25 protein-coding genes are annotated in these 25,159 nt (G+C 63.9%); 15 read left to right on the forward strand and 10 right to left on the reverse strand.

Translation table 11 applies throughout. The features are described 5' to 3' along the window. Window positions 1-265: 265 nt before the first annotated feature. The 3 genes from FEM01_RS08985 to trmA all read left to right on the forward strand — a co-directional run bounded on the left by FEM01_RS08985 (window position 266) and on the right by trmA (window position 4,110). Window positions 266-1,486: an MFS transporter gene (locus FEM01_RS08985; RefSeq protein WP_138219068.1), complete on the forward strand. Its 1,221-nt coding sequence runs from the start codon at window positions 266-268 to the stop codon at window positions 1,484-1,486. 246 nt (window positions 1,487-1,732) lie between these two features. Continuing rightward, window positions 1,733-3,028, forward strand: coding sequence for an NCS2 family permease (locus tag FEM01_RS08990; RefSeq protein WP_138219069.1), 1,296 nt, complete (start codon window positions 1,733-1,735; stop codon window positions 3,026-3,028). Continuing rightward, window positions 3,025-4,110: a tRNA (uridine(54)-C5)-methyltransferase TrmA gene (gene trmA / locus FEM01_RS08995; protein ID WP_138219070.1), complete on the forward strand. Its 1,086-nt coding sequence runs from the start codon at window positions 3,025-3,027 to the stop codon at window positions 4,108-4,110. Before FEM01_RS08990 ends, trmA begins: the two co-directional genes overlap by 4 nt. Window positions 4,111-4,167: 57 nt before the next feature. On the opposite strand, the gene pcaG is transcribed toward trmA, so the two are convergent. Then, window positions 4,168-4,773 carry a protocatechuate 3,4-dioxygenase subunit alpha gene (pcaG, locus tag FEM01_RS09000; RefSeq protein ID WP_138219071.1) on the reverse strand — a complete coding sequence of 202 codons (606 nt, stop codon included), beginning with the start codon at window positions 4,771-4,773 and terminating at the stop codon, window positions 4,168-4,170. 11 nt (window positions 4,774-4,784) lie between these two features. Next, a complete protein-coding gene (pcaH, locus tag FEM01_RS09005) occupies window positions 4,785-5,504 on the reverse strand; it encodes a protocatechuate 3,4-dioxygenase subunit beta (protein WP_138219072.1) in 720 nt (239 codons plus the stop codon). A 196-nt stretch (window positions 5,505-5,700) separates the two neighbouring features. Between pcaH and ypfJ the strand changes: the two genes are divergently transcribed. Continuing rightward, window positions 5,701-6,582, forward strand: coding sequence for a KPN_02809 family neutral zinc metallopeptidase (ypfJ, locus tag FEM01_RS09010; protein WP_138219073.1), 882 nt, complete (start codon window positions 5,701-5,703; stop codon window positions 6,580-6,582). A gap of 184 nt (window positions 6,583-6,766) precedes the next feature. After that, on the forward strand, window positions 6,767-8,686 hold the full coding sequence (locus FEM01_RS09015) for a methyl-accepting chemotaxis protein (protein WP_138219074.1): 1,920 nt from the start codon (window positions 6,767-6,769) through the stop codon (window positions 8,684-8,686). 101 nt (window positions 8,687-8,787) lie between these two features. Here the strand turns inward: FEM01_RS09015 and ggt are convergent, their stop codons facing one another. The 3 genes from ggt to FEM01_RS09030 form a co-directional block, all read right to left on the reverse strand. Continuing rightward, a complete protein-coding gene (gene ggt / locus FEM01_RS09020) occupies window positions 8,788-10,455 on the reverse strand; it encodes a gamma-glutamyltransferase (RefSeq protein ID WP_138219075.1) in 1,668 nt (555 codons plus the stop codon). Between the two features lie 109 nt (window positions 10,456-10,564). After that, window positions 10,565-11,470, reverse strand: coding sequence for a LysR family transcriptional regulator (locus FEM01_RS09025; RefSeq protein WP_138219076.1), 906 nt, complete (start codon window positions 11,468-11,470; stop codon window positions 10,565-10,567). Between the two features lie 85 nt (window positions 11,471-11,555). Then, a complete protein-coding gene (locus FEM01_RS09030; RefSeq protein ID WP_138219077.1) occupies window positions 11,556-12,146 on the reverse strand; it encodes an NAD(P)H-dependent oxidoreductase in 591 nt (196 codons plus the stop codon). Between the two features lie 159 nt (window positions 12,147-12,305). Between FEM01_RS09030 and FEM01_RS09035 the strand changes: the two genes are divergently transcribed. After that, window positions 12,306-12,620, forward strand: a complete 315-nt coding sequence (locus FEM01_RS09035; protein ID WP_138219078.1) for a putative quinol monooxygenase — start codon at window positions 12,306-12,308, stop codon at window positions 12,618-12,620. Here the strand turns inward: FEM01_RS09035 and FEM01_RS09040 are convergent. Next, window positions 12,610-13,374: a sulfite exporter TauE/SafE family protein gene (locus FEM01_RS09040; RefSeq protein ID WP_138219079.1), complete on the reverse strand. Its 765-nt coding sequence runs from the start codon at window positions 13,372-13,374 to the stop codon at window positions 12,610-12,612. The two genes, FEM01_RS09035 and FEM01_RS09040, sit on opposite strands and share 11 nt — an antisense overlap. 77 nt (window positions 13,375-13,451) lie before the next feature. On the opposite strand from FEM01_RS09040, the gene FEM01_RS09045 reads away from it, so the two are divergent. Beyond that, window positions 13,452-14,336: a LysR family transcriptional regulator gene (locus FEM01_RS09045; protein WP_138219080.1), complete on the forward strand. Its 885-nt coding sequence runs from the start codon at window positions 13,452-13,454 to the stop codon at window positions 14,334-14,336. Between the two features lie 44 nt (window positions 14,337-14,380). Here FEM01_RS09045 and FEM01_RS09050 read toward each other — a convergent pair whose 3' ends face one another. Beyond that, window positions 14,381-14,788: a type II toxin-antitoxin system HicB family antitoxin gene (locus FEM01_RS09050; RefSeq protein ID WP_138219081.1), complete on the reverse strand. Its 408-nt coding sequence runs from the start codon at window positions 14,786-14,788 to the stop codon at window positions 14,381-14,383. A gap of 197 nt (window positions 14,789-14,985) precedes the next feature. Here FEM01_RS09050 and FEM01_RS09055 point away from each other — a divergent pair, with 197 nt between their 5' ends. Genes FEM01_RS09055 through FEM01_RS09080 form a run of 6 tightly spaced genes read left to right on the forward strand, consistent with a single transcriptional unit; the run spans window position 14,986 to window position 20,661 of the window. Beyond that, window positions 14,986-15,591: a CDP-alcohol phosphatidyltransferase family protein gene (locus tag FEM01_RS09055; RefSeq protein ID WP_138219082.1), complete on the forward strand. Its 606-nt coding sequence runs from the start codon at window positions 14,986-14,988 to the stop codon at window positions 15,589-15,591. A gap of 30 nt (window positions 15,592-15,621) precedes the next feature. After that, on the forward strand, window positions 15,622-17,376 hold the full coding sequence (locus tag FEM01_RS09060; RefSeq protein WP_138219083.1) for a bifunctional alpha/beta hydrolase/class I SAM-dependent methyltransferase: 1,755 nt from the start codon (window positions 15,622-15,624) through the stop codon (window positions 17,374-17,376). Continuing rightward, the gene (locus FEM01_RS09065) at window positions 17,376-18,677 is read left to right on the forward strand and encodes a phosphatase PAP2/dual specificity phosphatase family protein (RefSeq protein WP_138219084.1); all 1,302 of its coding nucleotides are present in this window, start codon (window positions 17,376-17,378) and stop codon (window positions 18,675-18,677) included. Before FEM01_RS09060 ends, FEM01_RS09065 begins: the two co-directional genes overlap by 1 nt. After that, the gene (locus FEM01_RS09070; protein WP_138219085.1) at window positions 18,674-19,093 is read left to right on the forward strand and encodes a hypothetical protein; all 420 of its coding nucleotides are present in this window, start codon (window positions 18,674-18,676) and stop codon (window positions 19,091-19,093) included. The genes FEM01_RS09065 and FEM01_RS09070 overlap by 4 nt, the downstream gene beginning before the upstream one ends. Before the next feature lie 10 nt (window positions 19,094-19,103). Then, entirely contained in the window at window positions 19,104-19,727 is a 624-nt protein-coding gene (locus FEM01_RS09075; RefSeq protein WP_138219086.1) for a lysophospholipid acyltransferase family protein, read from the forward strand. 1 nt (window position 19,728) lies between these two features. Then, entirely contained in the window at window positions 19,729-20,661 is a 933-nt protein-coding gene (locus tag FEM01_RS09080) for a phosphatidate cytidylyltransferase (protein ID WP_138219087.1), read from the forward strand. A 206-nt stretch (window positions 20,662-20,867) separates the two neighbouring features. On the opposite strand, the gene FEM01_RS09090 is transcribed toward FEM01_RS09080, so the two are convergent. Beyond that, window positions 20,868-21,143 (reverse strand): metal/formaldehyde-sensitive transcriptional repressor, encoded by a 276-nt coding sequence (locus tag FEM01_RS09090; RefSeq protein WP_138219089.1) that lies wholly within the window; start codon window positions 21,141-21,143, stop codon window positions 20,868-20,870. 69 nt (window positions 21,144-21,212) lie between these two features. Here FEM01_RS09090 and dmeF point away from each other — a divergent pair, with 69 nt between their 5' ends. Both dmeF and FEM01_RS09100 read left to right on the forward strand, forming a co-directional pair. Further along, complete coding sequence (gene dmeF, locus FEM01_RS09095; RefSeq protein ID WP_138219090.1) at window positions 21,213-22,139, forward strand: CDF family Co(II)/Ni(II) efflux transporter DmeF; 927 nt, start codon at window positions 21,213-21,215, stop codon at window positions 22,137-22,139. Between the two features lie 96 nt (window positions 22,140-22,235). Next, window positions 22,236-22,580 (forward strand): cupin domain-containing protein, encoded by a 345-nt coding sequence (locus tag FEM01_RS09100; protein ID WP_138219091.1) that lies wholly within the window; start codon window positions 22,236-22,238, stop codon window positions 22,578-22,580. Between the two features lie 108 nt (window positions 22,581-22,688). Here FEM01_RS09100 and mmsB read toward each other — a convergent pair whose 3' ends face one another. After that, window positions 22,689-23,579 (reverse strand): 3-hydroxyisobutyrate dehydrogenase, encoded by an 891-nt coding sequence (gene mmsB, locus FEM01_RS09105; RefSeq protein ID WP_138219092.1) that lies wholly within the window; start codon window positions 23,577-23,579, stop codon window positions 22,689-22,691. 10 nt (window positions 23,580-23,589) lie between these two features. Next, entirely contained in the window at window positions 23,590-25,113 is a 1,524-nt protein-coding gene (locus FEM01_RS09110; protein ID WP_138219093.1) for a CoA-acylating methylmalonate-semialdehyde dehydrogenase, read from the reverse strand. Window positions 25,114-25,159 lie beyond the last annotated feature (46 nt).

Below are 25,159 nucleotides of genomic sequence, written 5' to 3' on the forward strand. Positions count from 1 at the left end.
CGTTGGAGTTGTTCTATTCGATCGCAGGGATTGCGGCCAGATGGCCAATTCGTTGCATCTGGAAGTATTGATCCAGATCAACCAACGTTAGGAAGCATAGTCCTGAATCCAGCCCTGAGCTGCGTGGCTGAATGTCGCGTGACCGGTTGCCTCACCCGCTTTACGGGCACATGAAAAACATGCCTGAAGCAGCTAACAGCAACCATTTGTTACAAACAGGTGATACCCTTCAAGCCCCTCTGTTTCCGAGGCCGTAGGCTCGCCGATGTCTGACACCGCCCCGCAACTGCTGCGCCATCATCGTCCCTTCATGGCCTTCTGGCTGGCCCGTGTATTCACCGCTAGCGGCTTCCAGATGCTCACCGTGGCCATCGGCTGGCACCTTTACCAACTCACCGGCAACGTGCTCGACCTGGGCCTGGTGGGTCTGGTGGAGTTCGCTCCACGTGTACTGTTCATGCTGCACACCGGGCATGTCGCGGACCGCTACGACCGGCGCAAGGTCGCCGCGCTGTGCCAGACGCTACAGGCATTGATCGCCCTGGCGCTGGCCCTGGGCAGCCTGACCGACCAGGTCAGCCGCGAGTTGATCTTCGTACTGGCCTTCCTGCTCGGTGCCACCCGCTCGTTCGAGATGCCAGCCACCCAGGCGCTGCTGCCCAACGTCGTGCCGGCGACACTGTTCCCGCGCGCCGTAGCAGCGTCGGCGTCGGCCACCCAGTCGGCGACCATCGTCGCCCCTGCGGTGGGGGGGTTCTTGTATGCATTCGGCAGCATCTGGGTCTACGCGCCCACGGTGCTGCTGTATGCGTCTGCCTGCCTGCTGATGCTCAGCCTCGATTCGCGCCAGCAGCAAGCCCAGCGCGGCCGCGCCAGCCTCGACTCGTTGCTGGCCGGCATTCGCTTCATCCGCAGCCGCCCGGACATTCTTGGGGCCATCTCGCTGGACCTGTTCGCCGTGCTGCTGGGCGGCGCCACGGCGCTGTTGCCGGTGTTCGCCAAGGACATCCTGCTCACCGGCGCCTGGGGCCTGGGCCTGCTGCGCTCGGCGCCTGCCGTGGGGGCCTTGCTGATGTCGCTGTGGCTGGCGCGTTTCCCGGTGGAGCGCAAGGTGGGGCTGAAGATGTTCACGGCGGTAGGGGTGTTCGGCGTGGCGACCATCGCCTTCGGCCTGTCCACCTCGTTCTGGTTCTCCCTCGCGGTACTCGTGGTACTGGGCGCGGCAGACATGATCAGCATGGTGATCCGCGGCGCCTTCGTGCAGTTGGAGACGCCCGATGACATGCGTGGACGGGTCAGTGCGGTCAACGGGCTGTTCATCGGCGCGTCGAACCAACTGGGCGAATTCGAGTCGGGAGTGACCGCGCACTGGTTCGGTACGGTTCCGGCAGTGGTGCTGGGCGGCGTGGGGACACTGGTGGTGACCGGCGTCTGGATGAAGCTGTTCCCGACGCTGACCCACCGCGACCGCTTGCACAACGGTTGAGCGGTTGCCTGCATCGACCTCTTCACGGTGGCCCTGCACGCCGGCAAGCCCGCTACCACAGGGAACACGCCGCCTCTTGCCCGGAGCAATACCTGTGAAGAGGCCGGTACAGGCTACAAAAAACCCTCTCCCAACGGCCATAGGCCCCCGCACCCCATGCTGGTATGATGCGCGGCTTTTTTCCGACCCTGTGCTTTGCTGATGGGGTCGATACATTCACGGCGCGACGGCGCCCCGGGAGCAGGCATGCTGGAAAGGCTGTTTCAACTAAAAGCACACAACACCAACGTGCGTACCGAGATTCTGGCGGGCGTCACCACCTTCCTGGCCATGGCCTACATCCTGTTCGTCAACCCGAGCATTCTCGGCGAGACCGGCATGGACAAGGGCGCGATCTTCGTCGCCACGTGCCTTGCCGCGGCCATCGGCTCGGTGACCATGGGCCTGATCGCCAACTACCCGATCGCCCTGGCGCCGGGCATGGGCTTGAACGCCTTCTTCACCTATACCGTGGTCCTGCACATGGGCCACACCTGGCAGGTAGCACTGGGGGCAGTGTTCCTCTCGGCGGTGTTGTTCTTCCTGCTGTCGATCTTCCGTATCCGCGAGTGGATCGTGAACAGCATCCCACTGCCGCTGCGCTCTGCCATCGCCGCTGGTATCGGCCTGTTCCTGGCGCTGATCGCCCTGCACAACGCGGGCATCGTCGTCGATAACCCAGCGACGCTGGTGGGCTTGGGCGACCTCAAGCAGCCCGCACCGATCCTCGCCACCCTGGGCTTCTTCATCATCGTCGCGCTGGAGTCGCTGAAAGTACGCGGCGCGGTACTGATCGGCATCCTCGCCGTGACCATCGCCTCGATCGCCTTGGGCGTCACACCGTTCGGCGGCGTGGTGTCGATGCCGCCATCGCTGGCCCCGACCTTCCTGCAGCTGGACATCAAGGGCGCGTTGGATGTCGGCCTGATCAGCGTGATCTTCGCCTTCCTGTTCGTCGACCTGTTCGACAACTCCGGCACCCTGATCGGCGTTGCCAAACGCGCTGGCCTGATGGGCAAGGACGGTCACATGCCGAAGATGGGCCGCGCCCTGATCGCCGACAGCACTGCCGCCATGGCCGGCTCGCTGCTGGGCACCTCTACCACCACCAGCTACATCGAGTCGGCCGCAGGCGTGAGCGCCGGGGGCCGCACAGGCCTGACCGCCATCGTGGTGGCCGTGCTGTTCCTGCTGGCACTGTTCTTCGCTCCGCTGGCCGGCAGCGTGCCAGCCTTCGCCACCGCCCCGGCGCTGTTGTTCGTCGCCGTGCTGATGGCCTCGGGCCTGGCCGAAATCAACTGGGATGACGTCACCGAAGCCGCACCGGTGGTGGTGACCGCCTTGGCCATGCCGCTGACCTACTCGATCGCCAATGGCATCGCCTTCGGCTTCATCGCCTGGACCGCCATCAAGCTGCTGAGCGGCCGTCGCCACGAGCTGAACCCGGCGCTGGTGATCCTGTCCATTCTATTCGTCATCAAGCTGGGCTGGTTCAACGCATGAGTGCCGTATTCGACCCCTCCCAATACGATGCGCAACTGGCGGCCAAGGTCGCCCGCCTGCGCGAGCTGCTGGCGCCGTTTGGTGCCCCGGAGCCTGCGGTATTCGACTCACCGCGCGCGCACTACCGCCTGCGCGCGGAGTTTCGCCTGTGGCGCGATGACGGCCAGCGCCACTACGCGATGTTCGCCCCAGGCGAGAAGCACAAGGCGATCCTGATTGACGACTTCCCGATTGCCAGCGAGCGTATCAACGCACTGATGCCGCGCCTCAAAGCCGCCTGGCAGGCCGACGAGGCATTGAGCAACCGCTTGTTCCAGGTGGAATTCCTGACCACCCTCGCGGGCGATGCCATGCTAACCCTGTGCTACCACCGCCCGCTGGACGAGATCTGGGAAGCCGCCGCGCAGCAGTTGGCGAGCGAACTCGGCGTGAGCGTGATTGGTCGTTCCAAAGGCAAGCGCGTGGTGATCGGCCGCGACTATGCCGTGGAGCAGCTCGACATCGCTGGACGCACTTTCAGTTACCGCCAGCCTGAAGGCGCCTTTACCCAGCCCAACGGCGCGGTCAACCAGAAGATGCTCGGCTGGGCTTTCGAAGCCATGGGCCAGCGAGAAGACGACCTGCTGGAGCTGTACTGCGGCAACGGCAACTTCACCCTGCCGCTAGCCACTCGCGCGCGCCAGGTACTGGCCACCGAGATCAGCAAGACCTCGGTCAACGCCGCCCTGCACAACCTCGACGAAAACGGCGTTGGCAACGTACGCCTGGTACGCCTGTCTGCCGAAGAGCTGACCCAGGCCCTGAACGAGGTCCGCCCGTTCCGTCGCCTGGAAGGCATCGACCTGAAAAGCTACGACTTCGGTACCGTGTTCGTCGATCCACCGCGCGCTGGCATGGACCCGGACACCTGCGAGCTGACCCGCCGCTTCGAGCGCATCCTGTACATCTCGTGCAATCCCGAGACCCTGGCGCAGAACATCGCCCAGTTGCAGGACACCCACCGCATCGAGCGCTGCGCGCTGTTCGACCAGTTCCCCTATACCCACCACATGGAAAGCGGCGTACTGCTGGTTCGGCGCTGAAACGACCGCGGGGCAAGTCGACCTTGCGACTTGCCCCGCGATTACATGCGAGCGCGATCAGAAGTCGAAGAACACCGTCTCCCCTTCCCCCTGAATACGGATATCGAAGCGATAGGCCGTCTGCCCATCGACCTCGCAACGCTTGGCGATCAGGGTTTCGCGACGTTGCGGCTGCTCGATCAGGTTGAGCACCGGGCACTTGGCGTTGGCCTGCGCCTCGTCATCGAAGTACAGCCGGGTGTGCAGGTGAATGTTGATCCCCCGGGCAAACAAGCTGATGTTGATGTGCGGCGCCATCGGCACACCTGCGGCGTTGTTCACCACCCCCGGTTTCACGGTATGCAGCGTCCACTCGCCAGCATCGAAAGTGGTGGCGGTACGACCGAAGCTGTTGAACAGGTTTTCCGCAGCGTAGGCATCCTGATACTGGCCATTGCCGTCGGCCTGCCAGACTTCCAGGAACGAGTCACGGACCAGATGGCCGTTGCCGTCGTACACGTGGCCGATCAGCAGGATGTGCTCGCCCGGGGCGCCCGGCTTGGCCAGGCGGCTCCAGATTTCCTGGTCTCGGGTTGGATTGCCGGCAGCCTCCAGGGCCAAACCGATGTGGACGTAGGGACCGGCAGTCTGAGAAGGGGTTTCCGGCAGCAGTTCGATAGGCATGACGGGGCTCCTCAGCGATTCTCGAAGTGGGTTTGGCGCTGACCACGCAGCACGATATCGAAGCGATAGGCCAGGCAATCCATGGGGTTGGCGTGGCTCATGTCGAGCTTGGCGATCAGCCGCTCGACGGCGTCGGGGTTGGCAATCGACTTGACGATCGGGCACATCGGAATCAGAGGATCACCCTCGAAGTACAACTGGGTGATCAGCTTGGTGGCGATCGACGGACCGCTGATCGAGAAGTGGATATGCGCCGGGCGCCAGTCGTTGGGGCCGTTGCGCCATGGGTAGGGGCCCGGCTTGATGGTGCGGAAGCTGTAGTAGCCGTCACGGTCGGTCAGGCAGCGACCGACCCCGCCGAAGTTCGGATCGAGCGGTGCAAGGTAGCGGTCGTTCTTGTGGCGGTAGCGGCCACCAGCATTGGCCTGCCACATCTCCACCAACGTATTGGGGACGGGCTTTCCATATTGATCCACGACGCGCCCGGCAACGATGATGCGCTCGCCGATGGGCAAGCCGCCGTTGTTGAAGTTCAGCAGCAGGTCATGATCGTGCTCGCCGAAGCGCAGATGCGAAAAGTCCGGACCGGTGGTTTCGCTGATCGACTGCGGGATGCTCACCAGCGCCTGGCGCGGGGAACGGGCGATGGATGTCTTGTAGTCAGGCGTGAAGGCCTTGGGGTGCCAATTGCGATCACGGATCACGAAGCGGCTGTTGTCCTGAGCGGGCATGCCGGTTTCCTCTCTTGGAATTATCGAATCGCCTGGTCGTGGCAGGCGTACTTGCAGTTTCCGACAGGTCACTCGGGATGAATATTGAAATTGACGGTCATAGGCTTAACCGTTTGGTTAAGCCAAAACCGGTGGTACTACCACCACGCTGATCTAATCTTTTGTCTTGATGTTTCAAAAAATCGGAGAGCATCTCATGGAATGGCGAAAAGGCCGACGCAGCGACAACGTGGTCGACGCCCGTGGCGAAGGGGGCGGCGGCATGCGTTTCGGCGGTGGCAAGGGCCTGGGGCTGGGCGCCATTGTGCTGATCGTCGGCATCGGCTGGCTCACCGGACAGGACCCGCTGCAGATTCTTGGCCAACTGGTCGGGCAGATGGAGCAGCAGCAAAGCGTGCCAAGCGGTGCCGGCAGCAAGGCACCGCCGGCCAACGACGAGCAAGCCGAGTTCGTCGCCTCGATCCTCGGCGACACCGAGGACACCTGGAATGCCTTGTTCGCGCAAGCCGGCAAGCAGTACCAGGAGCCCAAGCTGGTGCTGTTCAGCGGTCAGGTGAACTCGGCGTGCGGCTTGGCCTCTTCAGCGGTCGGACCGTTCTACTGCCCAGCCGACCAGCGGGTGTACCTGGACATGACTTTCTTCAGCGAAATGGAAACCCGCTTCGCCGCCGCTGGCGACTTCGCCCAGGCGTATGTGATCGCCCACGAAATCGGCCATCACGTGCAAACCTTGCTCGGCGTGTCGGCCAAGGTCGACGCGGCGCGGCGCAGCGGCCAGCGCATGGAGGGCGACAATGGCCTGCTGGTGCGCCAGGAGTTGCAGGCCGACTGCCTGGCCGGGGTGTGGGCCTACCACGCGCAGAAGCGCCTGAACTGGCTGGAGCCGGGCGACGTAGAAGAAGCACTGAACGCGGCCAACGCCATCGGTGATGATCGCCTACAACAGCAGAGCCAGGGACGGGTGGTTCCCGATTCGTTCACCCACGGCACCTCGCAGCAGCGAGTGCACTGGTTCAAGGCCGGATTCGGCAGCGGCAATGTGAAGCAATGCGATACGTTCTCAAGCCGCAGCCTGTAGTTCTGTAGGGCGCGTTGCGCGCCCTAGACAGGCTCGTATCGCGCGCTTACAAATCTGCTGAAAAAGCGTTTCAGCTTTCATGCGCCAGTGCCGATAACAGCTGCACGAATCAGCAGGGCCAGGCACAAGAACAACGCCCGCGATTTGAGATCAAGTCAACGAAATCAAATTCGGGAGAGCGTGCATGAACAGCTGGTTCGCCAATATCAGCGTCAACCTCAAACTCGGCCTGGGCTTCGGCCTGGTGCTGGTACTCACAGGCCTGTTGGCCCTGACCGGCTGGAACAGCCTGGGCAGCCTTATCAACCGCAGCAACTGGATGGGCGACATCGGCCAGCTCAACAAGTACCTGACCGAACTGCGCGTGGCCCGCCTGCAATACATGATCGCCGACGGCGACGACGCAGCGGCGGCCAATACGCAGACCAAGCTGGACGCGTTCAGCAAGCAACAGGACTACTTGGTCAACACCTTCAAGAGCCCCGAGAACGTCAAGCTGCTGCGTGACCTGGGGCAGACTGTCAGCGATTACAAGGTATCGCTGAACAAGATGCGTGCCGGCTACAAGACCTCCAATGCCGCCCGCGACGCCATGAACGCATCGGCGGCACGCTCTGATGCGGCCATGGACGCCCTGAGCCAGGACGTGATGGCCCGCAGCGAAACCGACAGCGTGCGCTTGGCCCAGTACCAATTGATCAGCAAGGCGCGCCAGCAACTGCTGCAAGTGCGCATCGACGTACGCGGCTACATCGCCGAAACCTCTGCGGCCAACGAACAGGCGGCGCTGCGCCAGCTGGATGCGGCGCTCGGTGAGGTGCAGACGCTCAAGCGCGAGCTGCCCGACGACGCTGCCCGCGTACAGCAGTTCGAGCAGTCGGTGCAGGCCTACCGCGACGCCGTGCGTCAGTTCCGCGATGCCGTGGCCGCCATCGCCACTGCCCGCGCCGAAATGACCGTGCAAGGCGCCAATATCGTCAAGACCAGTGACGCGCTTTACGCCATCCAGATCGAGCGCCGTGACATCGAAAGCGCACAGGCGCGCAACATGCAGATCATCGCCACTTTGCTGGCGCTGTTGGTCGGTGTACTCGCCGCCGTGCTGATCACCCGTCAGATCACCCGCCCCTTGCGCGAAACCCTGGACGCCGTGGAGCGCATCGCCGGTGGCGACCTGACCCACACCTTGCGCGTTACCCGTCGCGACGAACTGGGCGTACTGCAACAAGGCATCAGCCGCATGGGCACGACCCTGCGCGAACTGATCACCGGTATCCGTGACGGCGTCACCCAGATTGCCAGTGCCGCCGAGGAGCTGTCGGCGGTGACCGAGCAAACCAGTGCCGGCGCCAACAGCCAGAAGGTCGAGACCGACCAGGTGGCCACGGCCATGCACGAAATGGCCGCCACCGTGCAGGAAGTGGCGCGTAACGCCGAACAGGCCGCGACGGCCGCGACCCACGCCGATGGCGAGGCGCGCAGCGGTGACAAGGTAGTCGGCGAGGCGATCAGCCAGATCGAGCGCCTGGCCAACGAGGTCAACCGCTCCACCGACGCGATGAACCTGCTGCAGCAGGAAAGCCAGAAGATCGGCAGCGTGATGGACGTGATCAAGTCGGTGGCCGAGCAGACCAACCTGCTGGCCCTGAACGCTGCGATCGAGGCCGCGCGTGCCGGTGAGGCCGGGCGCGGTTTTGCGGTGGTCGCCGACGAAGTGCGTGGCCTGGCCCAGCGCACCCAGCAGTCCACCGAAGAGATCGAAGGCCTGATCGCCAGCCTGCAACAAGGCACCCAGCAGGTCGCCGACGTGATGAGCGGTAGTCGTAGCCTGACCGACAGCAGCGTGGAGCTGGCGCGCAAGGCTGGAAGCTCGCTCGAGAACATCACCCGCACGGTGTCCAACATCCAGTCGATGAACCAGCAGATTGCCGCCGCGGCCGAACAGCAGAGCGCCGTGGCCGAGGAAATCAGCCGCAGCATCCTGAACGTGCGTGATGTGTCCGAGCAAACCGCCGCCGCCAGCGACGAAACCGCCGCCTCCAGCGTCGAGCTGGCGCGCCTGGGCGGGCATTTGCAGAACCTGGTCAGCCAGTTCCGCGTCTGACCCCAAGCGTCAGAGCCCGCTCCTACACAGGGGGCCGAGTCAACGCCGGGCGGCCTTGTGCCGCGATTGGGAGGGCAAAGCCCTCCCAAGCAGGCAACGACTTACTTGACGACCATCCCAACCCCCCTGCCCCGCGGGTCAGACGCTGTCTCAAGCGTCTGTCCGGTCACACGGATTGCCTGGATATCGCCCATCTCCCAGCCCTGATCCTCCAGCACATAGCCCATCTTCTTCAGTTCATCCGCCACGGGCCCTTTGAGCGGCGCATAGCTGTCGAAGTAAATGGTGTCCTTGGGCAGCAGCTGGTGGTGCACCCGCTGCGCAGCCACGGCTTTTTGCAGCGGCATGCCGAAATCGTACAGGTTGTTCATCACCTGGAAGATCGAAGTGAAGATCCGCGAGCCGCCCGGAGTGCCCAGCACCAGTACCACGTGTCCGTCACGGGTGACCAAGCTCGGGCTCATGGACGAAAGCATGCGCTTGCCAGGCTCGATGGCGTTGGCATCCCCGCCCACCACCCCGAATACGTTGGCCGTGCCAGGCTTGGAGCTGAAGTCGTCCATTTCGTCGTTGAGCAGGAAGCCCGCGCCCTTGACCACGACACCGCTGCCGTAGTCGAGGTTGAGGGTGTAGGTGTTGCTCACCGCATTGCCCTGCTTGTCGACGATGGAGAAGTGCGTGGTCTGGTGCGGTTCGAGGCCCGGCTTGACCTTGTCGGTCTCGGAGATCGCTTTCGGGTTCACCTGGGCGGCACGCTTGGCCAGGTAGTCCTTGGCCACCAGTTGGTCAACCGGAACCTTGGTGAATCCTGGGTCGCCCAGGTAGTCGGCGCGGTCGGCGAACACGCGCTTCTCGATCTCGGCCAGCAGGTGAATATACTGCGCCGAATTGTGCGCCAGGCCCTTGAAGTCGGCCGCACGGTCTTCCTTGATGCCGAGCAATTGGGCCAAAGCCACGCCGCCTGAGCTTGGCGGCGGCGCGGTGTAGACCACGTTGCCGCGCCAATCGATGGCAATCGGGTCACGCCACACGGCTTTGTAGCCCTTGAGGTCGTCCTTGGTGATCAGGCCTTTGTCAGCCTGCATCTGCGCCACCAGCAGGTCGGCGGTCTTGCCTTGGTAGAACTCACTCACGCCTTTGTCGGCAATGCGCTCCAGGGTTTGCGCAAGCTCCGGCTGCTTGAACAGTTCACCGACTTTCATGTGGCCAAAGTAGTCGTTGAAGTTGGTGGCGGTCTTGAACAGGCCCTGGGCATCGTCACGGTATTGATACTGCTTCTGGGCGATCTTGAAGCCATTCTTCGCGTAGCCGATGGCAGGGGTCAGCAGCTCGCTCCACTTGAGCTTGCCGAACTTCTGGTGGGCTTCCCACAACCCCATCACTGTACCCGGCACACCGGCGGCGCGGGCACCGACCAGGCTGAGGTTCTCGATCACCTCGCCTTTGTCGTCCAGGTACATGTTGCGCGTCGCGGCCTTGGGCGCCACTTCGCGGTAATCGAGGAAATACGGCTTGCCATCGACGTACAACGTCATGAAACCGCCACCGCCGATGTTGCCGGCCTCAGGATAGGTGACTGCCAGGGTGAAGGCGGTGGCCACCGCTGCGTCCACCGCATTGCCGCCTTTTTTGAGAATATCGGCGGCCACCTGTGCGCCATATTGATCAGGCGCGGCCACCGCGCCGCCTTCGAGGGTGACGGCAAAGGCGGAAGAACAGCTCAGGATCGCGGCCCCGAGGGCCAATGGCTGGAACATGACAAGACGCATGGGCACATCCTTGGTGTTGTTTTTGTCGATCACTCATTAAGGCCGAAGGGGCCCGAACAAGCAAACGACCCCAAGGATCCACGCCGCCACCGGACACAACCTGTCGCGTTCAGGCAACTGTGCAGGCGTACATGGCAAGTTTCTGCTGGATGAAATCGAGGAAGCACTGGATACGCAGGGCCAGTTGGGTGTTGCGGTAATAGACCGCGTGGATCGGCTGGCGATAGCCGTTGTTGTGCGCAGCCAACAGCACCTGCAAGCGCCCGGCGCGGATGTCTTCGTGGGTCATGAAGTGCGACAGGCTGACGATGCCCTCCCCCGCCAAGGCCAGCTGACGCAGCGTCTCGCCGCTGGAGGCAAGCAGTTGTGGGCGGATCCGCCAGCGGTCGCCCTCGGCATGGCGCAGTGGCCACAGGTTGAGCGATTCGGGGGCGCTGAAGCCGAGCAGGCAATGCGCGTGCAGGTCTTCGACAGTCTGTGGCGTGCCATGCCGGGCGAGGTACTCAGGGCTTGCGAGTACCTGCACCGGGCTGCACCCCAGCGAACGTGCGTGCAGGCTGGAGTCGGCCAGTTCGCCAATACGGATGGCCACGTCGGTGCTCTGTTCCAGCAGGTCGATGATCAGGTCGTCGGTGTTCAGTTCCAGTTCGATGCCGGGGTACTGCTGGCGGAACTCGCCGATCCACGGCAGGATCGCGTGCAGCATGAACGGCCCCGCCGCATTGATGCGCAAACGACCGGACGGGGTCTGGCGGTGCATCGACAGGCGCTCTTCGAGTTCGTCCATCTGTTCCAGGATCAACCGCGCGCGTTCGAGGAAGAACCGCCCTTCTTCGGTCAGGTCCATACGCCGGGTGGTGCGGTTGACCAGCGTGGTGCCGAGCTTGCCCTCCAGACGCGCCAGGGTGCGACTGATCGCCGACGGGGTCTGGCCGATCAACTCGGCAGCGGCCGAAATCGAACCGCAGTCGATGACGGCGACGAATACCTGGAGCTCTTCGGATCGGGTTTTCACAGGCAATGGCCTTGGCAGCGGGTTGAACTGATTGATAACCGCTCGGCCAGCGCGATGCAAGGCATCGGCAGCCGCGCCGGGGCACTCACTGCGCCTTGCCGAAAACCGTATCCAGGTGCTGCTCATACGCCGCCAGTGCCGCCGGCACATCCGGGCGCTTCATCACGTCCACCGCAAGGAACGTCGGCAGACCGCGCATGCCAAGGAACTGGTTGGCCTTGTGGAACGGGAAGTACACCGCGTCCACGCCCTTGCCCTCGAAGAAATCGCTCGGGTCGTCGAAGGCCTGCTGCGGAGCATTCCAGGTCAGCGACAGCATGTACTGCTTGCCCTGTACCAGACCACCGCTGCCGTACTTCTGCGAAGCATCCGAACGGGTACGGCCATCGTTGGCGTACAGGCTGCCATGGCCTGCGGTGAAGACCTCGTCGAGGTACTTCTTCACGGTCCACGGCGCGCCCATCCACCAGCCGGGCATCTGGTAGACGATCACATCGGCCCAAAGGAACTTCTCGACCTCGGCCTGAATGTCGTACCCACCATCGATGAAGGTTTCCTGCACATCGAAACCGGCGCGGTCCAGGTGCGCCAGGGCGGCTTCGTGCAAGGTCTGGTTGAGGCGGCCCTCGGAGTGGGCGAAGCGTTTTCCGCCGTTGAGCAACAGGATCTTTTTCATGGAGAGGACAACTCTGGAATGGATTTGCCGGCAGGTTAGGCACTCGCGAGCGAAGGAAACAGCGGCAACGGGGCAAAATACATTTGCTTGGATTTCACGAATCAGCTCGGCATTGTTGCCTTAGACTGTGGCCTGACTTTGCCCACTCAGGAAAACCCCATGAGCCAGCAACACGCCTTCATCCTCAAAGCCAAAACCCGCCCGGAAATGGCCGAAGCCTTCGAGCAATTGTTCCGCCCCTTCGTCGAGCCGAGCCGCCAGGAGCCGGGCTGCATCGAATACCACATGCTGCGTGATCGCCAAGACCCGAGCCTGTTCGTGTTCTTCGAAGTCTGGGCCGACCAGGCTGCGCTGGAGGTGCACTCGGCCTTGCCGCACATGCAGGCGTTCTTCGAACGGCGCATGGACTATCTGGAACGCGATTTCGACATCCAGATGATCGACATGCTCAGCCCCTCCTCGGCTAACCGTTGATCAGCAGATGAGCGCCGAGCAGCGCAAGGCCGATGAAGAAGCAGCGCTTGAACAGCACTGCGCTGATCCGCCCGCGTAGCCATTGCCCGGCGAACAGGCCCAGCAGCGCCGGTGCCAGCATCAGCAAGGAGGCGCCGAGCGCTGGGCCGCCCAGGGCATCCTGGCCTGCCAGGCCAACGGCCAGCGCCAGGGTCGAGACGGTGAACGACAGGCCCAAGGCCTGGACCATCTGGTCGCGGTCGAGCCCCAGCCCTTGCAGATAGGGCACCGCCGGCATCACAAAGACGCCGGTGGCTGCCGTGACAACGCCAGTCAGCAGCCCGCACAAGGGCCCAAGCCACTTCTCCCACGCGGGTGCCACCCGCAACCCCGGCCCCGCCAGACCGTACAGCGCATACACCAGCAACGCGCCGCCCAGCGCATGGGCCGCCCACGGCCCGCTATCGATCCCCAGCCAGACACTGCCCAGCAAGGTGCCGACGAAGATCATAAGCAGCATGCCGCCTAGCCTTCGAAGCAACGCCAGCAAGTGACCGCCACTCGCCAATTGCCAAATGTTGGTAAGCGTCGATGGCACGATCAGCAAAGCCGCAGCCTGCGCTGGAGGCATAGCCAGGCCCAACAGCCCCATGGCGATGGTGGGCAAACCCAGGCCGATCACCCCCTTGACCGCGCCGGCCACCAGGAATGTGAAGATCACCAGCACTGTCAGTGCTGGGCCAATGTGCTGATAGAACGCGATAACGGTATTCATGGCGGCATGTTGAGGCAGCGCCAGCGCCCTGAAAATCTGCCATATACTCAGCCAGACTCTTGCCAGGACAGAGGCTGATGCATTTCGATCTGATCGACCTCACGCTGTTCCAACACACGTTGGAATGCGGCAACATCACCGCAGGAGCTGCCCGCAGCCACCTGTCGCTGCCCGCAGCCAGCGCGCGCATTCGCGCCATGGAGGCCTCGCTGGGCATCGCGCTGCTCGAACGCAACCGCCGTGGCGTGCACCCCACCCCGGCCGGCCAGGCCTTGCTGCAACATGCACGACTGATCGGCCAGCAGGTGGAACGTCTGCAATACGATCTCGCGCAATACGCCCAGGGCCAGCAAGGCCAGGTACGCTTGCTGTGCAATACAGCGGCCCTCACCGAATACCTGCCGGAGTTGCTGGCCGGTTACTTGGCCGACCATCCTGGAGTAAGCGTCGATGTTCAGGAACAACCCAGCCTGCGCATCGCCCAGGCCATCACCCAGGGCATGGCGGACTTGGGCATCGTCTCTAGCGCCGCGCCCAGCGCTCACCTACAGACTCGCCCCTTTCGCGACGACCCGTTGGTGCTGGTGATGCCACTGGTGCATCCACTGGCCGCAATCCACCAGCCGGACTTCGGCGCCAGCCTCGCCCACGGCCACGTTTGCCTCGGACCGCACAGCGCCTTGGCGCTGCACCTTGAAGAACAGGCACTGCGCCTGGGGCGACGAATGCAGGTGCGGGTGAGGGCCGAAGGGTTTGACGGGATAATCCGCATGGTCGCCGGCGGCGCGGGAGTCGGGGTACTACCACTGGCCTCGGTGCGACGTTGGGAGGGGGTATTGCCGCTGCGCTGGGTAGCACTGCGCGACGACTGGGCCAACCGTAAGCTGCTGGTCTGTGCGCGGGACTTTTCGCTGTTGCCAGGTTACGCGGCAGCATTGGTGGCGCATCTGGATGCGGGCTGAAGGCCAACCTAGGCGCTAGAGCCAGCCTGCAACGCCGCGCTCGCTCAGTGTGCCAGCGCCAATTCACGCAGCGCGGCTGACGCGAGGAACCCGGAGCGCGAAACGTAACGGTGGTCGCGCTTGACCTTCTCGTCGATACGCTGCAACAGGTTCTCCGGCCACGTGGCATTGAAGCGCACCGCCTTACCCAGGTACGGCGTGACGTCGAAATCCACCACCGCCCAAACACCCCCGGCGTAGTCGGGATTGGCCACATGCACGTCGACCTCCTCGGCCTGCGGCAATGGCTCGTCGTCAGCCACCAGCCCTTCAAAATGCAAGGCCAGCGCTTCGTGAACGTTCTCCAGCGCCTGCGACACGGTAGCACCAGTCGAGAAGCAACCCGGTACATCGGGCACGGTCACGCCGTAGTCCGAATCTGCGTCCTTGTGCAGCACAACAGGGAATTTCATGGTCTGTCTCCATTGATCGTCGGGGCATGATCAAAAAGAAAGCCAAATACACACTACACACACCCGCAGCGACAAGCCGGACATTGTGCATTTTGGCGCAAGCATCGTCCGTTTCACATGTAGGAACTCTCAGGCTTGCCGCCGACCCAACGGATTCCCCACAATCCACTTCGCCGCACCCTGAAATGGAGTTCCACGTGCCATCGATCTACCAGCTCAAACCGCGTTTCCAGGCGCTGTTGCGCCCCGGCGTCAAGCGCCTGCATGAACGCGGCGTCACCGCCAACCAGGTCACCGTCGTCGCCGCGGTGATCTCCATCGCCATTGGCCTGTTGCTGGCCTGGCTGCCGCATGTGACCTGGATGTTCATCCTGATCCCGGTGTGGATGCTGCTACGCATGGCGCTGAACGCCGTCGATGGCATGCTCGCCCGCGAGTTCGGCCAGCAATCGAAGCTGGGCGCCTACCTCAACGAGCTGTGCGACGTGATCGCCGACGCCGCCCTGTACCTGCCCTTCGCCCTGCTGCCGGGGGTTTGGCCAGCGCTGGTGGTGCTGGTGGTGCTGCTCGCGCTGATAACCGAATACGCCGGAGTCATGGGCCCGTTGGCCGGGGCCTCGCGACGCTATGACGGGCCAATGGGCAAGAGCGACCGGGCGTTCGCGTTCGGCGTGCTCGGCACCGGGGTCGCCTGTGGCCTGCTGAGCGCCACCTGGCTCAACAGCCTGTTGCTGGTCATCCTGCTGCTCTCGCTCTATACCCTGTACAACCGGGTTCGCCAGGGTCTGGCCGAAACCCGCTGAGCCTCCCGCCGTCGGACAAGGATATTCGCCATGCGCCAAGCGCAATCGCTGCATTTCTCCACCCATGACGGGGTCGAGCTGCACTACCGTCACTGGCCTGCCACGCGCAACGAACACCAGCCGCGCCGGGCGCTGGTGATGTTCCATCGCGGTCACGAACACGGCGGGCGCATGGCGCACCTGGCCGACGAACTGGACATGCCCGGCTATGACTTCTTCGCCTGGGACGCCCGCGGGCACGGCCAATCGCCTGGTGCTCGCGGCGACAGCCCAAGCTTTGCCACCAGCGTGCGCGACGTGCAGACCTTCATTGAGCACCTGCAAGACCGACACGGCATCGCCGAAGCCGACATGGTGGTGCTGGCGCAAAGCGTTGGGGCAGTGCTGATCGCCACCTGGGCCCACGACTACGCACCGAAAGTGCGCTGCCTGGTGCTCGCCTCGCCTGCGTTCAAGGTCAAGCTTTACGTGCCCTTCGCCCGTCCGGGGCTGAAGCTGCTCAAGGCCCTGCGCGGCAACTTCTTCGTCAACAGCTACGTCAAGCCACGCTTGCTGACCCACGACCCGGAGCGGGTCATGTCATACCTGGCCGATCCGCTGATCAGCCGGCCGATCTCAGTGACCATGCTGCTCGGCCTGTACGAAGCTGCCGACCGCGTGGTGGCCGACGCCCAGGCGATCCAGGTGCCGACGCAACTGCTGGTCTCGGGCTCGGACTTCGTGGTCGAACGCGGCCCGCAGGAGCGTTTCTTCGAGCGCCTGGGCAGCGCACGTAAAGAGCTGCACACCCTGCCAGGGTTCTTCCACGACACCCTGGGCGAGCGTGACCGCGCCCATGCCTTACGGCGTATCGAGCGTTTCGTCGAGCACTGCTTCGCCTCGCCACTCCCGGCACCCTCGCTGCTGGATGCCGACAAGAGCGGCGCCAGCTGCGCCGAAGCCGAGAGCCTGGCCGCCGCGCTACCACGCAACTCGCTGCGTGACCTCTACTGGCGCGCGAACCGCGCCAGCCTGCAACTGGGTAAAGGGCTTTCGGAAGGGGTGAAGCTGGGCTTCGACACCGGTTTCGATTCAGGCTCGACCCTCGACTACGTCTACCGCAATACAGCCACCGGCAAAGGCCGCGTGGGCGAATTGATCGACCGCCACTACCTCGACGCCATCGGCTGGCGCGGCATCCGCCAGCGCAAACTGAACGTCGAGGAACTGCTGCGCGTGGCCATCGCACGCCTGCACGAGCAGCAGCGCCCAGTGCGCATCGTCGACATCGCCGCTGGCCATGGGCGCTACATCCTCGAAGCGCTGCAAGGCCTGGAGCAACTGCCCGATTCGATCCTGCTGCGCGACTACAGCGAGCTGAACGTACAGCAAGGCAACGCGCTGATCGAAGAAAAAGGCCTGGCCGACGTGGCCCGCTTCGTCCAGGGCGATGCCTTCGACCGCCACAGCCTGGCCAGCCTCGACCCACGCCCCACCCTCGCCGTGGTATCCGGCCTCTACGAACTGTTCCCGAGCAACGAACAGGTCGGCAATTCCCTGGCTGGCCTGGCCGATGCCGTAGAGGACGGCGGCTACCTGGTCTACACCGGCCAGCCCTGGCACCCGCAATTGGAGATGATCGCCCGCGCCCTCACCAGCCATCGCGGCGGCCAGGCCTGGGTGATGCGTCGACGCAGCCAGGCGGAGATGGACCAGTTGGTCGAGGCGGCAGGCTTTCGCAAGATCGCCCAGCGCATCGACGAATGGGGCATCTTCAGCGTCAGCCTGGCCCAGCGGGTACGCTGATGGTCCGTGAAGCCGGGTTGATACGCCGGGGCGTGCTCTGGCTGTTGCTGCTCGGGCCGTTGTTCTTTCTCAGCTACGGCTTGAGTAACAGCTATACGGCAAGCCGCGACGATGTCGGTAGCCTGGTGTTCGCCTGGGAACGGCAGATGCCACTGTGGCCATGGACAATCATCCCGTACTGGTCCATCGACCTGCTGTACGGGCTGTCGTTCCTGCTACCGCTGACACATCGGGAAATGGACCGGCATGCGCTGGCGCTGCTCAGCGCACAGGTCATCAGCGTGAGTTGCTTTGTGCTGTGGCCGTTGCGCTTCACCTTCGAGCGACCGGAGTTGACCGGGCTGTTCGGTTGGCTGTTCGATGTGCTGATGGGCTTCGACAAGCCCTTCAACCAAGCGCCATCGCTGCATATCGCGCTGCTGGTGATCATCTGGACGATGTTCGCACGGCACACCCGCCAACCCGTGTTGCGCTGGCTGGTGCATGGCTGGATGGGGTTGATCGGCGTATCGGTGCTGACCACCTGGCAGCATCACTTCATCGATGTGCCGACCGGCGCCCTGGCAGGGCTGGCCTGTGTGTGGCTGTGGCCGCATGAGGGGCCACTGCCTTGGCAACAGGCCCGGCTCGCGCACGATCCGAAGCGTTGGCGGTTGGCCGCGTGCTATACGCTGGGGGCACTGCTACTCGCCCTGCTGGGCTTGGCGTTCGGGCATGCCGCACTGTGGTTGCTGTGGCCGGCGCTTTCGCTGCTGCTGGTGGCGTTGAACTACGCACTGCTTGGGGCAGGCGGATTCCAGAAAGGCGCCGATGGGCGCCTGTCAGTTGCGGCGCTTGGGCTGCTAGGGCCATATTTGCTGGGTGCCTGGATCAACTCGCGGCTATGGACGTGGCGCCGGCCGCAACCCGATGAGGTGTGCGATGGCGTGTTTCTGGGCCGAATTCCTGGACGCGCTGAGGCTTCGGCGTTCGCGGGAATGGTCGATATGAACGCGGAACTGCCCGCGCCACCCCTTACGCACTACCTGTGCCTACCATCGCTGGACCTGATCGCCCCCGATCAGCCAACCCTGCAACAGGCCGCCGAGGCGATTGAACACCTGCGTCAACACGGCACGGTCCTGGTCTGCTGCGCCCTGGGCTATTCGCGCAGCGCCTGCGCAGTGGCCGCCTGGCTGCTGGTCAGCGGTCGCTGCGCCGATGCCATCGCGGCCCAGACGCTGATCCGCAAGGCTCGGCCCGGCATCGTGCTGCATCCGGCACACCGACAGGCACTGCAACGACTGGAGCGCCGCCCATGACCTTGCACGTGATCGCCAGCCTGCTAGCCCGTGGCCGCCAGTTGGAGCGCCTGTCGGACGGCATCACCCTGCTGGCCCTGGCGTGCAGCCTGGCGCCGTTGTTCGGCGCAGCACTGCCCGCGCTGCCCAGGACACTGTGCCTACTGCTGATGGCACTCGGCCTGGCCCACAAGTACTGGGCCGTGCGTGTCGCACTGGACGCCGAGCTGTTCGCCCACCTGGCCACGAGCGCCAACCTGCCTGCCGACACCCAGGCTCTGGACCTTGCCCTGCACCAGTTGCACCTCAAGCCCAGCCCCAGCGACGCCCGCGACTGGCCGGCGCGAAGCCAGGGCGCGCTGGCCCTGCTGCGGCGCCAGGCCTCATGCCTGGCCATGCAGGTCCTGCTGATACTTACCCTCCCCTTCACCGGATAAGACCGATGCCATGCTCGCCCGTCTGACTGCCATCATCATCACCTCTGCCGCCCGCCTGATCACTGGGGCCCGCGCCCTGTGGCTTGGCTGCACGCCGCAACCCGTACAGCGCCTGTACTTTGCCAACCACAGCAGCCATGGCGACTTCGTGCTGCTGTGGGCAGCCTTGCCCGAAGCGCTGCGCCGACACACCCGCCCGGTGGCCGGCGCCGACTACTGGTGCAAACCTGGCATCCGCGACTTCATCATCCGCCGGGTCTTCAACGCCGTGCTCATCGACCGCCAACGCCCGGCTGCCGAGGACAATCCGCTGCAACCGGTGCTCGATGCATTCGCCCAGGGCGATTCGCTGATCTTCTTCCCCGAAGGCACACGCAACCTGGGCGACGAGCCGCTGCTGGCGTTCAAAAGCGGTCTGTTTCACCTGGCCACGGCCAACCCGCAGGTCGAGCTGGTGCCGGTGTGGATCGCCAACCTCAACCGGGTGATGCCCAAGGGTCGCGCCCTGCCCCTGCCGTTGCTGTGCACGTTGAGCTTCGGCGAGCCGATGCATCTGCATGCGGACGAAAACAAGCAAGCGTTTCTCGAACGGGCCCGCCAGGCCCTGCTCAACCTGGCCCCGAAGGAAGCCTGAGATGGATCACAACACCTTGTCCCTGTTCGCCGGCATCGGCGCCCTGCTGTTGCTGGCCAGCGTGATCGGCCGACTGCTCAAGTGGCGCGCCGGCCCTGCACCGCATGCAGTGATCGACAACCTCAATGCACGCATCAACGCCTGGTGGGTGATGGTGCTGGTGATCGGGCTGGCGTTCGTGTTCGGCAAGTACGGAGTGATCGTGCTGTTCTACGGCGTGTCGTTCTATGCCCTGCGCGAGTTCATGACCCTCACCCCAACCCGGCGCAGCGACTACCCGGCGCTGGTGGCCGCGTTCTACGTGGCACTTCCGGTGCAGTACTTGCTGATCGGCATGGACTGGTACGGGATGTTCAGCATCTTCATCCCGGTTTACCTGTTCCTGCTGCTGCCGATCCTCGCCAGCTTCGGCGGCGATACCACGCGCTTTCTGGAGCGCGCCTCCAAGGTGCAATGGGGGTTGATGATCGCGGTGTATTGCGTATCGTCGGTGCCCGCGCTGATGACCCTGGACATACCGGGCTACGAGGGCCGCAACCTATTGCTGATCGCCTGGCTGATCCTGGTGGTGCAACTGAGCGACGTGTTGCAGTACGTGTGCGGCAAGTTGTTCGGCAAGCGCAAGGTGGCCCCCAACCTGTCGCCCTCCAAGACCGTCGAAGGCCTGGCCGGCGGCGTAGCGCTGGCCACCTTGATCGGCGCGATGCTGTGCTGGATCACCCCGTTCAGCTTCTGGCAGGCGGCGCTGATGGCATTGACGGTCAACGCCATGGGTTTCTTCGGCGGGCTGGTGATGTCAGCGATCAAGCGCGACCGTGGGGTCAAGGACTGGGGGCATATGATCGAAGGCCACGGCGGTATGCTCGACCGCATGGATTCGGTGTGTTTCGCAGCGCCGGTGTTTTTCCACTTCGTGCGGTACTGGTGGGCGTAAGTACTGGAGGGGGGTATAGGTATACCCTGTAGGGGCAACTGTCTTATTCAGTATCTAAAAACTAGCGCGCCCCCTGTGTGAGCGGGCTTGCCCGCGAAGCAGGCGACTCGGTGCAGGGCACCGGCTTCGCCGGTGTTCGCGGCTGAAACCGCTCCCACAGGCCCCGGCTAAATCAGCAAGTGATGTGCAGTTCGATGAGAGGAGTGTTACTTAAGGTAGGAGCGCAACAGCGACGCCACCTTGTCCGCCTCTTCCTGACGCGCCTGCGCGCTCAGCCCGTCCGCTACCAAATGCTCGCGGATGTGCCCTTCCATCACCTCGGTCATCAAACCGTTCACCGCGCCGCGCACGGCGGCGATCTGCTGCAGGATCGCCAGGCAGTCCTTGTCCTGCTCCAGTGCAGTTTCCAAGGCCGCAGCCTGGCCCTTGATCTTGCGCACGCGGGTCAGCAGTTGCTTCTTGCTCTTGAGGGTATGTGCCATTGTGCTTCCACCACCATAGGTATACTGGGGTATAGTATATTTCACGCTATTCCAGGAGCATGATAAACCATGAGCACGCCAACCTCCGACCACTGGCAGCACAGCCACCAGTTCCACACCAGCAATCTCGGCGCAGAGCGCAAGACACGCCTGGCCGTATGGCTCACTGCGCTGATGATGGTGGCAGAGATCGCCGGGGGCTGGCTGTTCAACTCCATGGCCCTGCTCGCCGACGGCTGGCACATGAGTTCCCATGCCCTGGCCCTGGGCTTGTCACTGCTGGCCTACGCCGCCGCCCGGCGCTATGCACGAGACCCGCGCTTTGCCTTCGGCACCTGGAAGATCGAGATCCTGGGGGGCTACTCCAGCGCCCTGTTGCTGCTCGGCGTGGCCGGGCTGATGGCGTTCCAGTCGGTCGAACGCTTGCTCTCCCCTGGCCCGATCCACTATGACGAGGCGATTTTCGTCGCCGTGATCGGCCTGGCGGTGAACCTGCTCTGCGCCTGGCTGCTGCGCGACGATCACGTGCATCACCACGACCACGGCCATCACCATGACCACCACCACCATCACGACCTCAACCTGCGCTCGGCCTACCTGCACGTGATCGCCGACGCAGCCACCTCCGTGTTGGCGATTGTCGCCCTGGTGGCCGGCAAGCTGTGGGGCGCCAGTTGGCTGGACCCGGTGATGGGCCTGGTGGGCGCGGTACTGGTGGCGCTGTGGGCCAAAGGCCTGCTGCGCGATACCGGTCGGGTGCTGCTCGACGCCGAGATGGATGCCCCAGTAGTCGAGGAGATCCGCGAGGTGGTCGCGCAACTGCCGGTGCCGGCCAGCATCACCGACCTGCATGTGTGGCGCGTCGGCAAGGACCAGTACGCCTGCATCCTGAGCCTGGCCACCGACGACGCACTCGATGCCGACCGCGTGCGCCAGGCCCTGGCCGTGCACGAGGAACTGGCCCACGTGACGGTTGAAATCAACATCCGGGCATAGCGCAGGCAGACAGCTGGGCGTCGAGCCCAGGCAACTGCACGATGGGCGTTGGCCCTATGGTGATGCGTCTTTGAACCTTTAGCCTGGAGCCACGCCATGTCCGATTTCATCACTGTGCTGCGCGAAACCTGTCCGACTCCGGTGGTCGACGCGACCAAGTGGAAACGCATCGAGGGCGAGCCGCACACCGTCAATCTCAACGCCTACCTGTCGGCCGACGGCAGCAAGATCATGGGTACCTGGATCTGCACCCCTGGCAAGTTCGAGGTGAACTACGAGAAGTGGGAGTTCTGCCACTTCCTCGAAGGCTACTGCATCATCACCCCGGAAGGTGAGGAGCCCAAGCACCTCAAGGGCGGCGATGTGTTCGTGATCGAGCCGGGCATGAAAGGCACCTGGGAAGTAGTCGAAACCGTGCGCAAGTATTTCGTCTTCGCCTGACCTGCATCGTTCACGCGTTGCAAAAAATCGCATGGTGAATACCGCTCCCCCAGGTGCGCAGTTACAGGGGAAACGGCACTCGCCATGCGATCAAGCCTGCCTGATGAATCAATCTTTCTTGCGATACCCCTCGACGATCGCCGAGAAATCCTTGCCGCCATCACCGCGCAGGCTCATGGCCTGGTATAGCTGTTGGGCCACTGCGCCGAGAATCACCGGCTGGTGCGCTTGGCGCGCGGCCTCGGTGGCCAGCCCCAGGTCCTTGAGCATCAGCTCGGCACCAAAGCCACCGGTATACCCCCGTGCAGCCGGGGCGGTCTCGATGATGCCCGGCCACGGGTTGTAGGTGTCCGAGCTCCAGCAACGCCCGGTCGAACTGTTGATGATCCCCGCCAGCACTTTTGTGTCGATGCCCAGCGCATTGCCCAGGGCCATGGCCTCGGACACACCGATCATCGAGATCCCCAGCAGCAGGTTGTTGCAGATCTTGGCGATCTGCCCGGTGCCCACCTCGCCGCAATGCACGATGTTACGCCCCATCTGCTCCAGCACCGGCTTGAGGGTGTCGAACAGCTCGGCACTGGCGCCGACCATGAAGGTCAAGGTGCCCGCCGCCGCGCCACCGGTACCGCCTGAGACCGGCGCATCGCCCATGTCGACACCCTTGGCCGCTGCGGCCTTGGACACCTCGCGAGCGGTCTGCGGGTCGATGGTGCTGCAATCGACGGTCGGGGTGCCTGGGCGGATGCCGGCCAGCACACCGTCGTCTTCGTTCAGGTAGACGCTGCGCACATGAGCTGCCGCTGGCAGCATGGTGATCACCAGTTCGCTGCTGGCGGCAGCGTCCCTGGGCGAGGCGCTGACCTGCCCGCCCAGCTCGGCAAGCTCAGCCAGCACCGTCTGGTTGAGGTCGAACAGGTTCAGCTGATGCCCGGCCTTGATCAGGTTGCGGGCCATGGGCGCGCCCATGTTGCCCAGGCCGATGAATGCGATACGCATGGCAAGCTCCTTAGCGCAGGCTGATGGTGGTGTTCACACCGCCGTCGGCGCTGTCGTCGTCGAACCAACGGGCGGTGACGGTCTTGGTCTGAGTGTAGAACTGCACCACCTGCTTGCCGTAAGGGCCGAGGTCGCCGAGCTTGGAGCCGCGCGAGCCGGTGAAGCTGAAGAACGGCACCGGTACAGGGATCGGAATGTTGATACCCACTTGGCCGATATCGATCTCGCTCTGGAACTTGCGCGCCGCCGCGCCGCTCTGGGTGAACAGGCCCGTGCCATTGCCAAACGGGTTGGCATTGACCAAGGCGATGGCCTCATCGAGGGTGTCGACTTCCAGTGTCACCAGCACCGGGCCGAAGATCTCCTGGGTGTACACCTGCATGTCGGTACGCACGCCCGAGAACAGGGTCGGGCCAACGAAGTTGCCCTGCTCGTAACCCGGCACGTTCACGTCGCGCCCATCGAGCTCGAGCGTGGCGCCTTCCCGGATGCCGCTCTCGATCAAGCCCAGCACACGCTCCTTGGCACGCTTGGACACCACCGGCCCGACATCCGTACCTGGCTCGCAACCGGCGTTGACCTTCAGTTGGCTGGCCGCCGCCTTGATATCCGGCAACCACTCGCGGGCCTTGCCCACCAGCACCGCCACCGAGGTCGCCATGCAGCGCTGACCGGCCGCACCGAACGCAGCGCCGACCAGGGCGTTGACGGTTTGCGTACGGTTGGCATCAGGCAGCACCACGGCGTGGTTCTTGGCCCCCATCATCGACTGCACGCGCTTGCCATGCTGGCTGGCCAGGTTGTAGACGTGGGTGCCCACTTCGGTCGAGCCGACAAACGAGATCGCCTTGATGGCCTGGTGCGTGCAGAGGGCATCCACCACCTGCTTGCCGCCATGCACCACGTTGAGCACGCCGGCCGGCACCCCGGCCTCCAGCGCCAGCTCCACCAACATCATGGTCGACAGCGGGTCCTGCTCGGACGGCTTGAGCACGAAGGTGTTGCCGCAGACGATGGCCATCGGGAACATCCACAGCGGGATCATCGCGGGAAAGTTGAACGGAGTGATGCCGGCGCACACGCCGATGGGTTGACGCAGGGTGTAGGTGTCGACGCCGCCGGCGACGTTCTCGGCGAATTCGCCCATTTGCAGGGTGCCGATGGAGGCCGCGTGCTCGACCACTTCAAGGCCGCGGAAGATATCGCCTTCGGCGTCGGCAAGGGTCTTACCCTGCTCGGCACTCAGGGTCGCGGCGATACGCTTGGTATGCTCGCGGATCAACGCCTGCAGCTTGAGCATGATGCGCATGCGCGCACCAATCGGGGTGTCACGCCAGGTCTTGAAGGCGCGCTCGGCAGCCGTTACGGCGGCGTGCACTTCTTCGCCCGTGGCGAATGGCACCCGCGCCAGCACCTGCTGCGTGGCCGGGTTGACGATGTCGCGCCATTCGGTGGTTTTCGACTCGACCCACTGGCCGTCGATCAGCAGCTTGACCTGCTCGACCTGGGTCTGGGGTGTGTGCGGTGCGTTCATCTGCGCTCTCCTTGGAATTATTGTCGCTGCGATGATGCTGGCGCCC

This window comes from Pseudomonas mosselii (assembly GCF_005796105.1).
Classification (GTDB): Bacteria; Pseudomonadota; Gammaproteobacteria; order Pseudomonadales; family Pseudomonadaceae; genus Aquipseudomonas; species Aquipseudomonas mosselii_C.

What these genes read in the sequence shown, in the direction of transcription:
- FEM01_RS08985 (WP_138219068.1), top strand. Translation starts at nt 266, where the DNA reads ATGTCTGACACCGCCCCGCAACTGCTGCGCCATCATCGTCCCTTCATG.
- FEM01_RS08990 (WP_138219069.1), top strand. Translation starts at nt 1,733, where the DNA reads ATGCTGGAAAGGCTGTTTCAACTAAAAGCACACAACACCAACGTGCGT.
- trmA (WP_138219070.1), top strand. Translation starts at nt 3,025, where the DNA reads ATGAGTGCCGTATTCGACCCCTCCCAATACGATGCGCAACTGGCGGCC.
- pcaG (WP_138219071.1), bottom strand. Translation starts at nt 4,773, where the DNA reads ATGCCTATCGAACTGCTGCCGGAAACCCCTTCTCAGACTGCCGGTCCC.
- pcaH (WP_138219072.1), bottom strand. Translation starts at nt 5,504, where the DNA reads ATGCCCGCTCAGGACAACAGCCGCTTCGTGATCCGTGATCGCAATTGG.
- ypfJ (WP_138219073.1), top strand. Translation starts at nt 5,701, where the DNA reads ATGGAATGGCGAAAAGGCCGACGCAGCGACAACGTGGTCGACGCCCGT.
- FEM01_RS09015 (WP_138219074.1), top strand. Translation starts at nt 6,767, where the DNA reads ATGAACAGCTGGTTCGCCAATATCAGCGTCAACCTCAAACTCGGCCTG.
- ggt (WP_138219075.1), bottom strand. Translation starts at nt 10,455, where the DNA reads ATGCGTCTTGTCATGTTCCAGCCATTGGCCCTCGGGGCCGCGATCCTG.
- FEM01_RS09030 (WP_138219077.1), bottom strand. Translation starts at nt 12,146, where the DNA reads ATGAAAAAGATCCTGTTGCTCAACGGCGGAAAACGCTTCGCCCACTCC.
- FEM01_RS09035 (WP_138219078.1), top strand. Translation starts at nt 12,306, where the DNA reads ATGAGCCAGCAACACGCCTTCATCCTCAAAGCCAAAACCCGCCCGGAA.
- FEM01_RS09040 (WP_138219079.1), bottom strand. Translation starts at nt 13,374, where the DNA reads ATGAATACCGTTATCGCGTTCTATCAGCACATTGGCCCAGCACTGACA.
- FEM01_RS09045 (WP_138219080.1), top strand. Translation starts at nt 13,452, where the DNA reads ATGCATTTCGATCTGATCGACCTCACGCTGTTCCAACACACGTTGGAA.
- FEM01_RS09050 (WP_138219081.1), bottom strand. Translation starts at nt 14,788, where the DNA reads ATGAAATTCCCTGTTGTGCTGCACAAGGACGCAGATTCGGACTACGGC.
- FEM01_RS09060 (WP_138219083.1), top strand. Translation starts at nt 15,622, where the DNA reads ATGCGCCAAGCGCAATCGCTGCATTTCTCCACCCATGACGGGGTCGAG.
- FEM01_RS09065 (WP_138219084.1), top strand. Translation starts at nt 17,376, where the DNA reads ATGGTCCGTGAAGCCGGGTTGATACGCCGGGGCGTGCTCTGGCTGTTG.
- FEM01_RS09070 (WP_138219085.1), top strand. Translation starts at nt 18,674, where the DNA reads ATGACCTTGCACGTGATCGCCAGCCTGCTAGCCCGTGGCCGCCAGTTG.
- FEM01_RS09075 (WP_138219086.1), top strand. Translation starts at nt 19,104, where the DNA reads ATGCTCGCCCGTCTGACTGCCATCATCATCACCTCTGCCGCCCGCCTG.
- FEM01_RS09080 (WP_138219087.1), top strand. Translation starts at nt 19,729, where the DNA reads ATGGATCACAACACCTTGTCCCTGTTCGCCGGCATCGGCGCCCTGCTG.
- FEM01_RS09090 (WP_138219089.1), bottom strand. Translation starts at nt 21,143, where the DNA reads ATGGCACATACCCTCAAGAGCAAGAAGCAACTGCTGACCCGCGTGCGC.
- dmeF (WP_138219090.1), top strand. Translation starts at nt 21,213, where the DNA reads ATGAGCACGCCAACCTCCGACCACTGGCAGCACAGCCACCAGTTCCAC.
- FEM01_RS09100 (WP_138219091.1), top strand. Translation starts at nt 22,236, where the DNA reads ATGTCCGATTTCATCACTGTGCTGCGCGAAACCTGTCCGACTCCGGTG.
- mmsB (WP_138219092.1), bottom strand. Translation starts at nt 23,579, where the DNA reads ATGCGTATCGCATTCATCGGCCTGGGCAACATGGGCGCGCCCATGGCC.
- FEM01_RS09110 (WP_138219093.1), bottom strand. Translation starts at nt 25,113, where the DNA reads ATGAACGCACCGCACACACCCCAGACCCAGGTCGAGCAGGTCAAGCTG.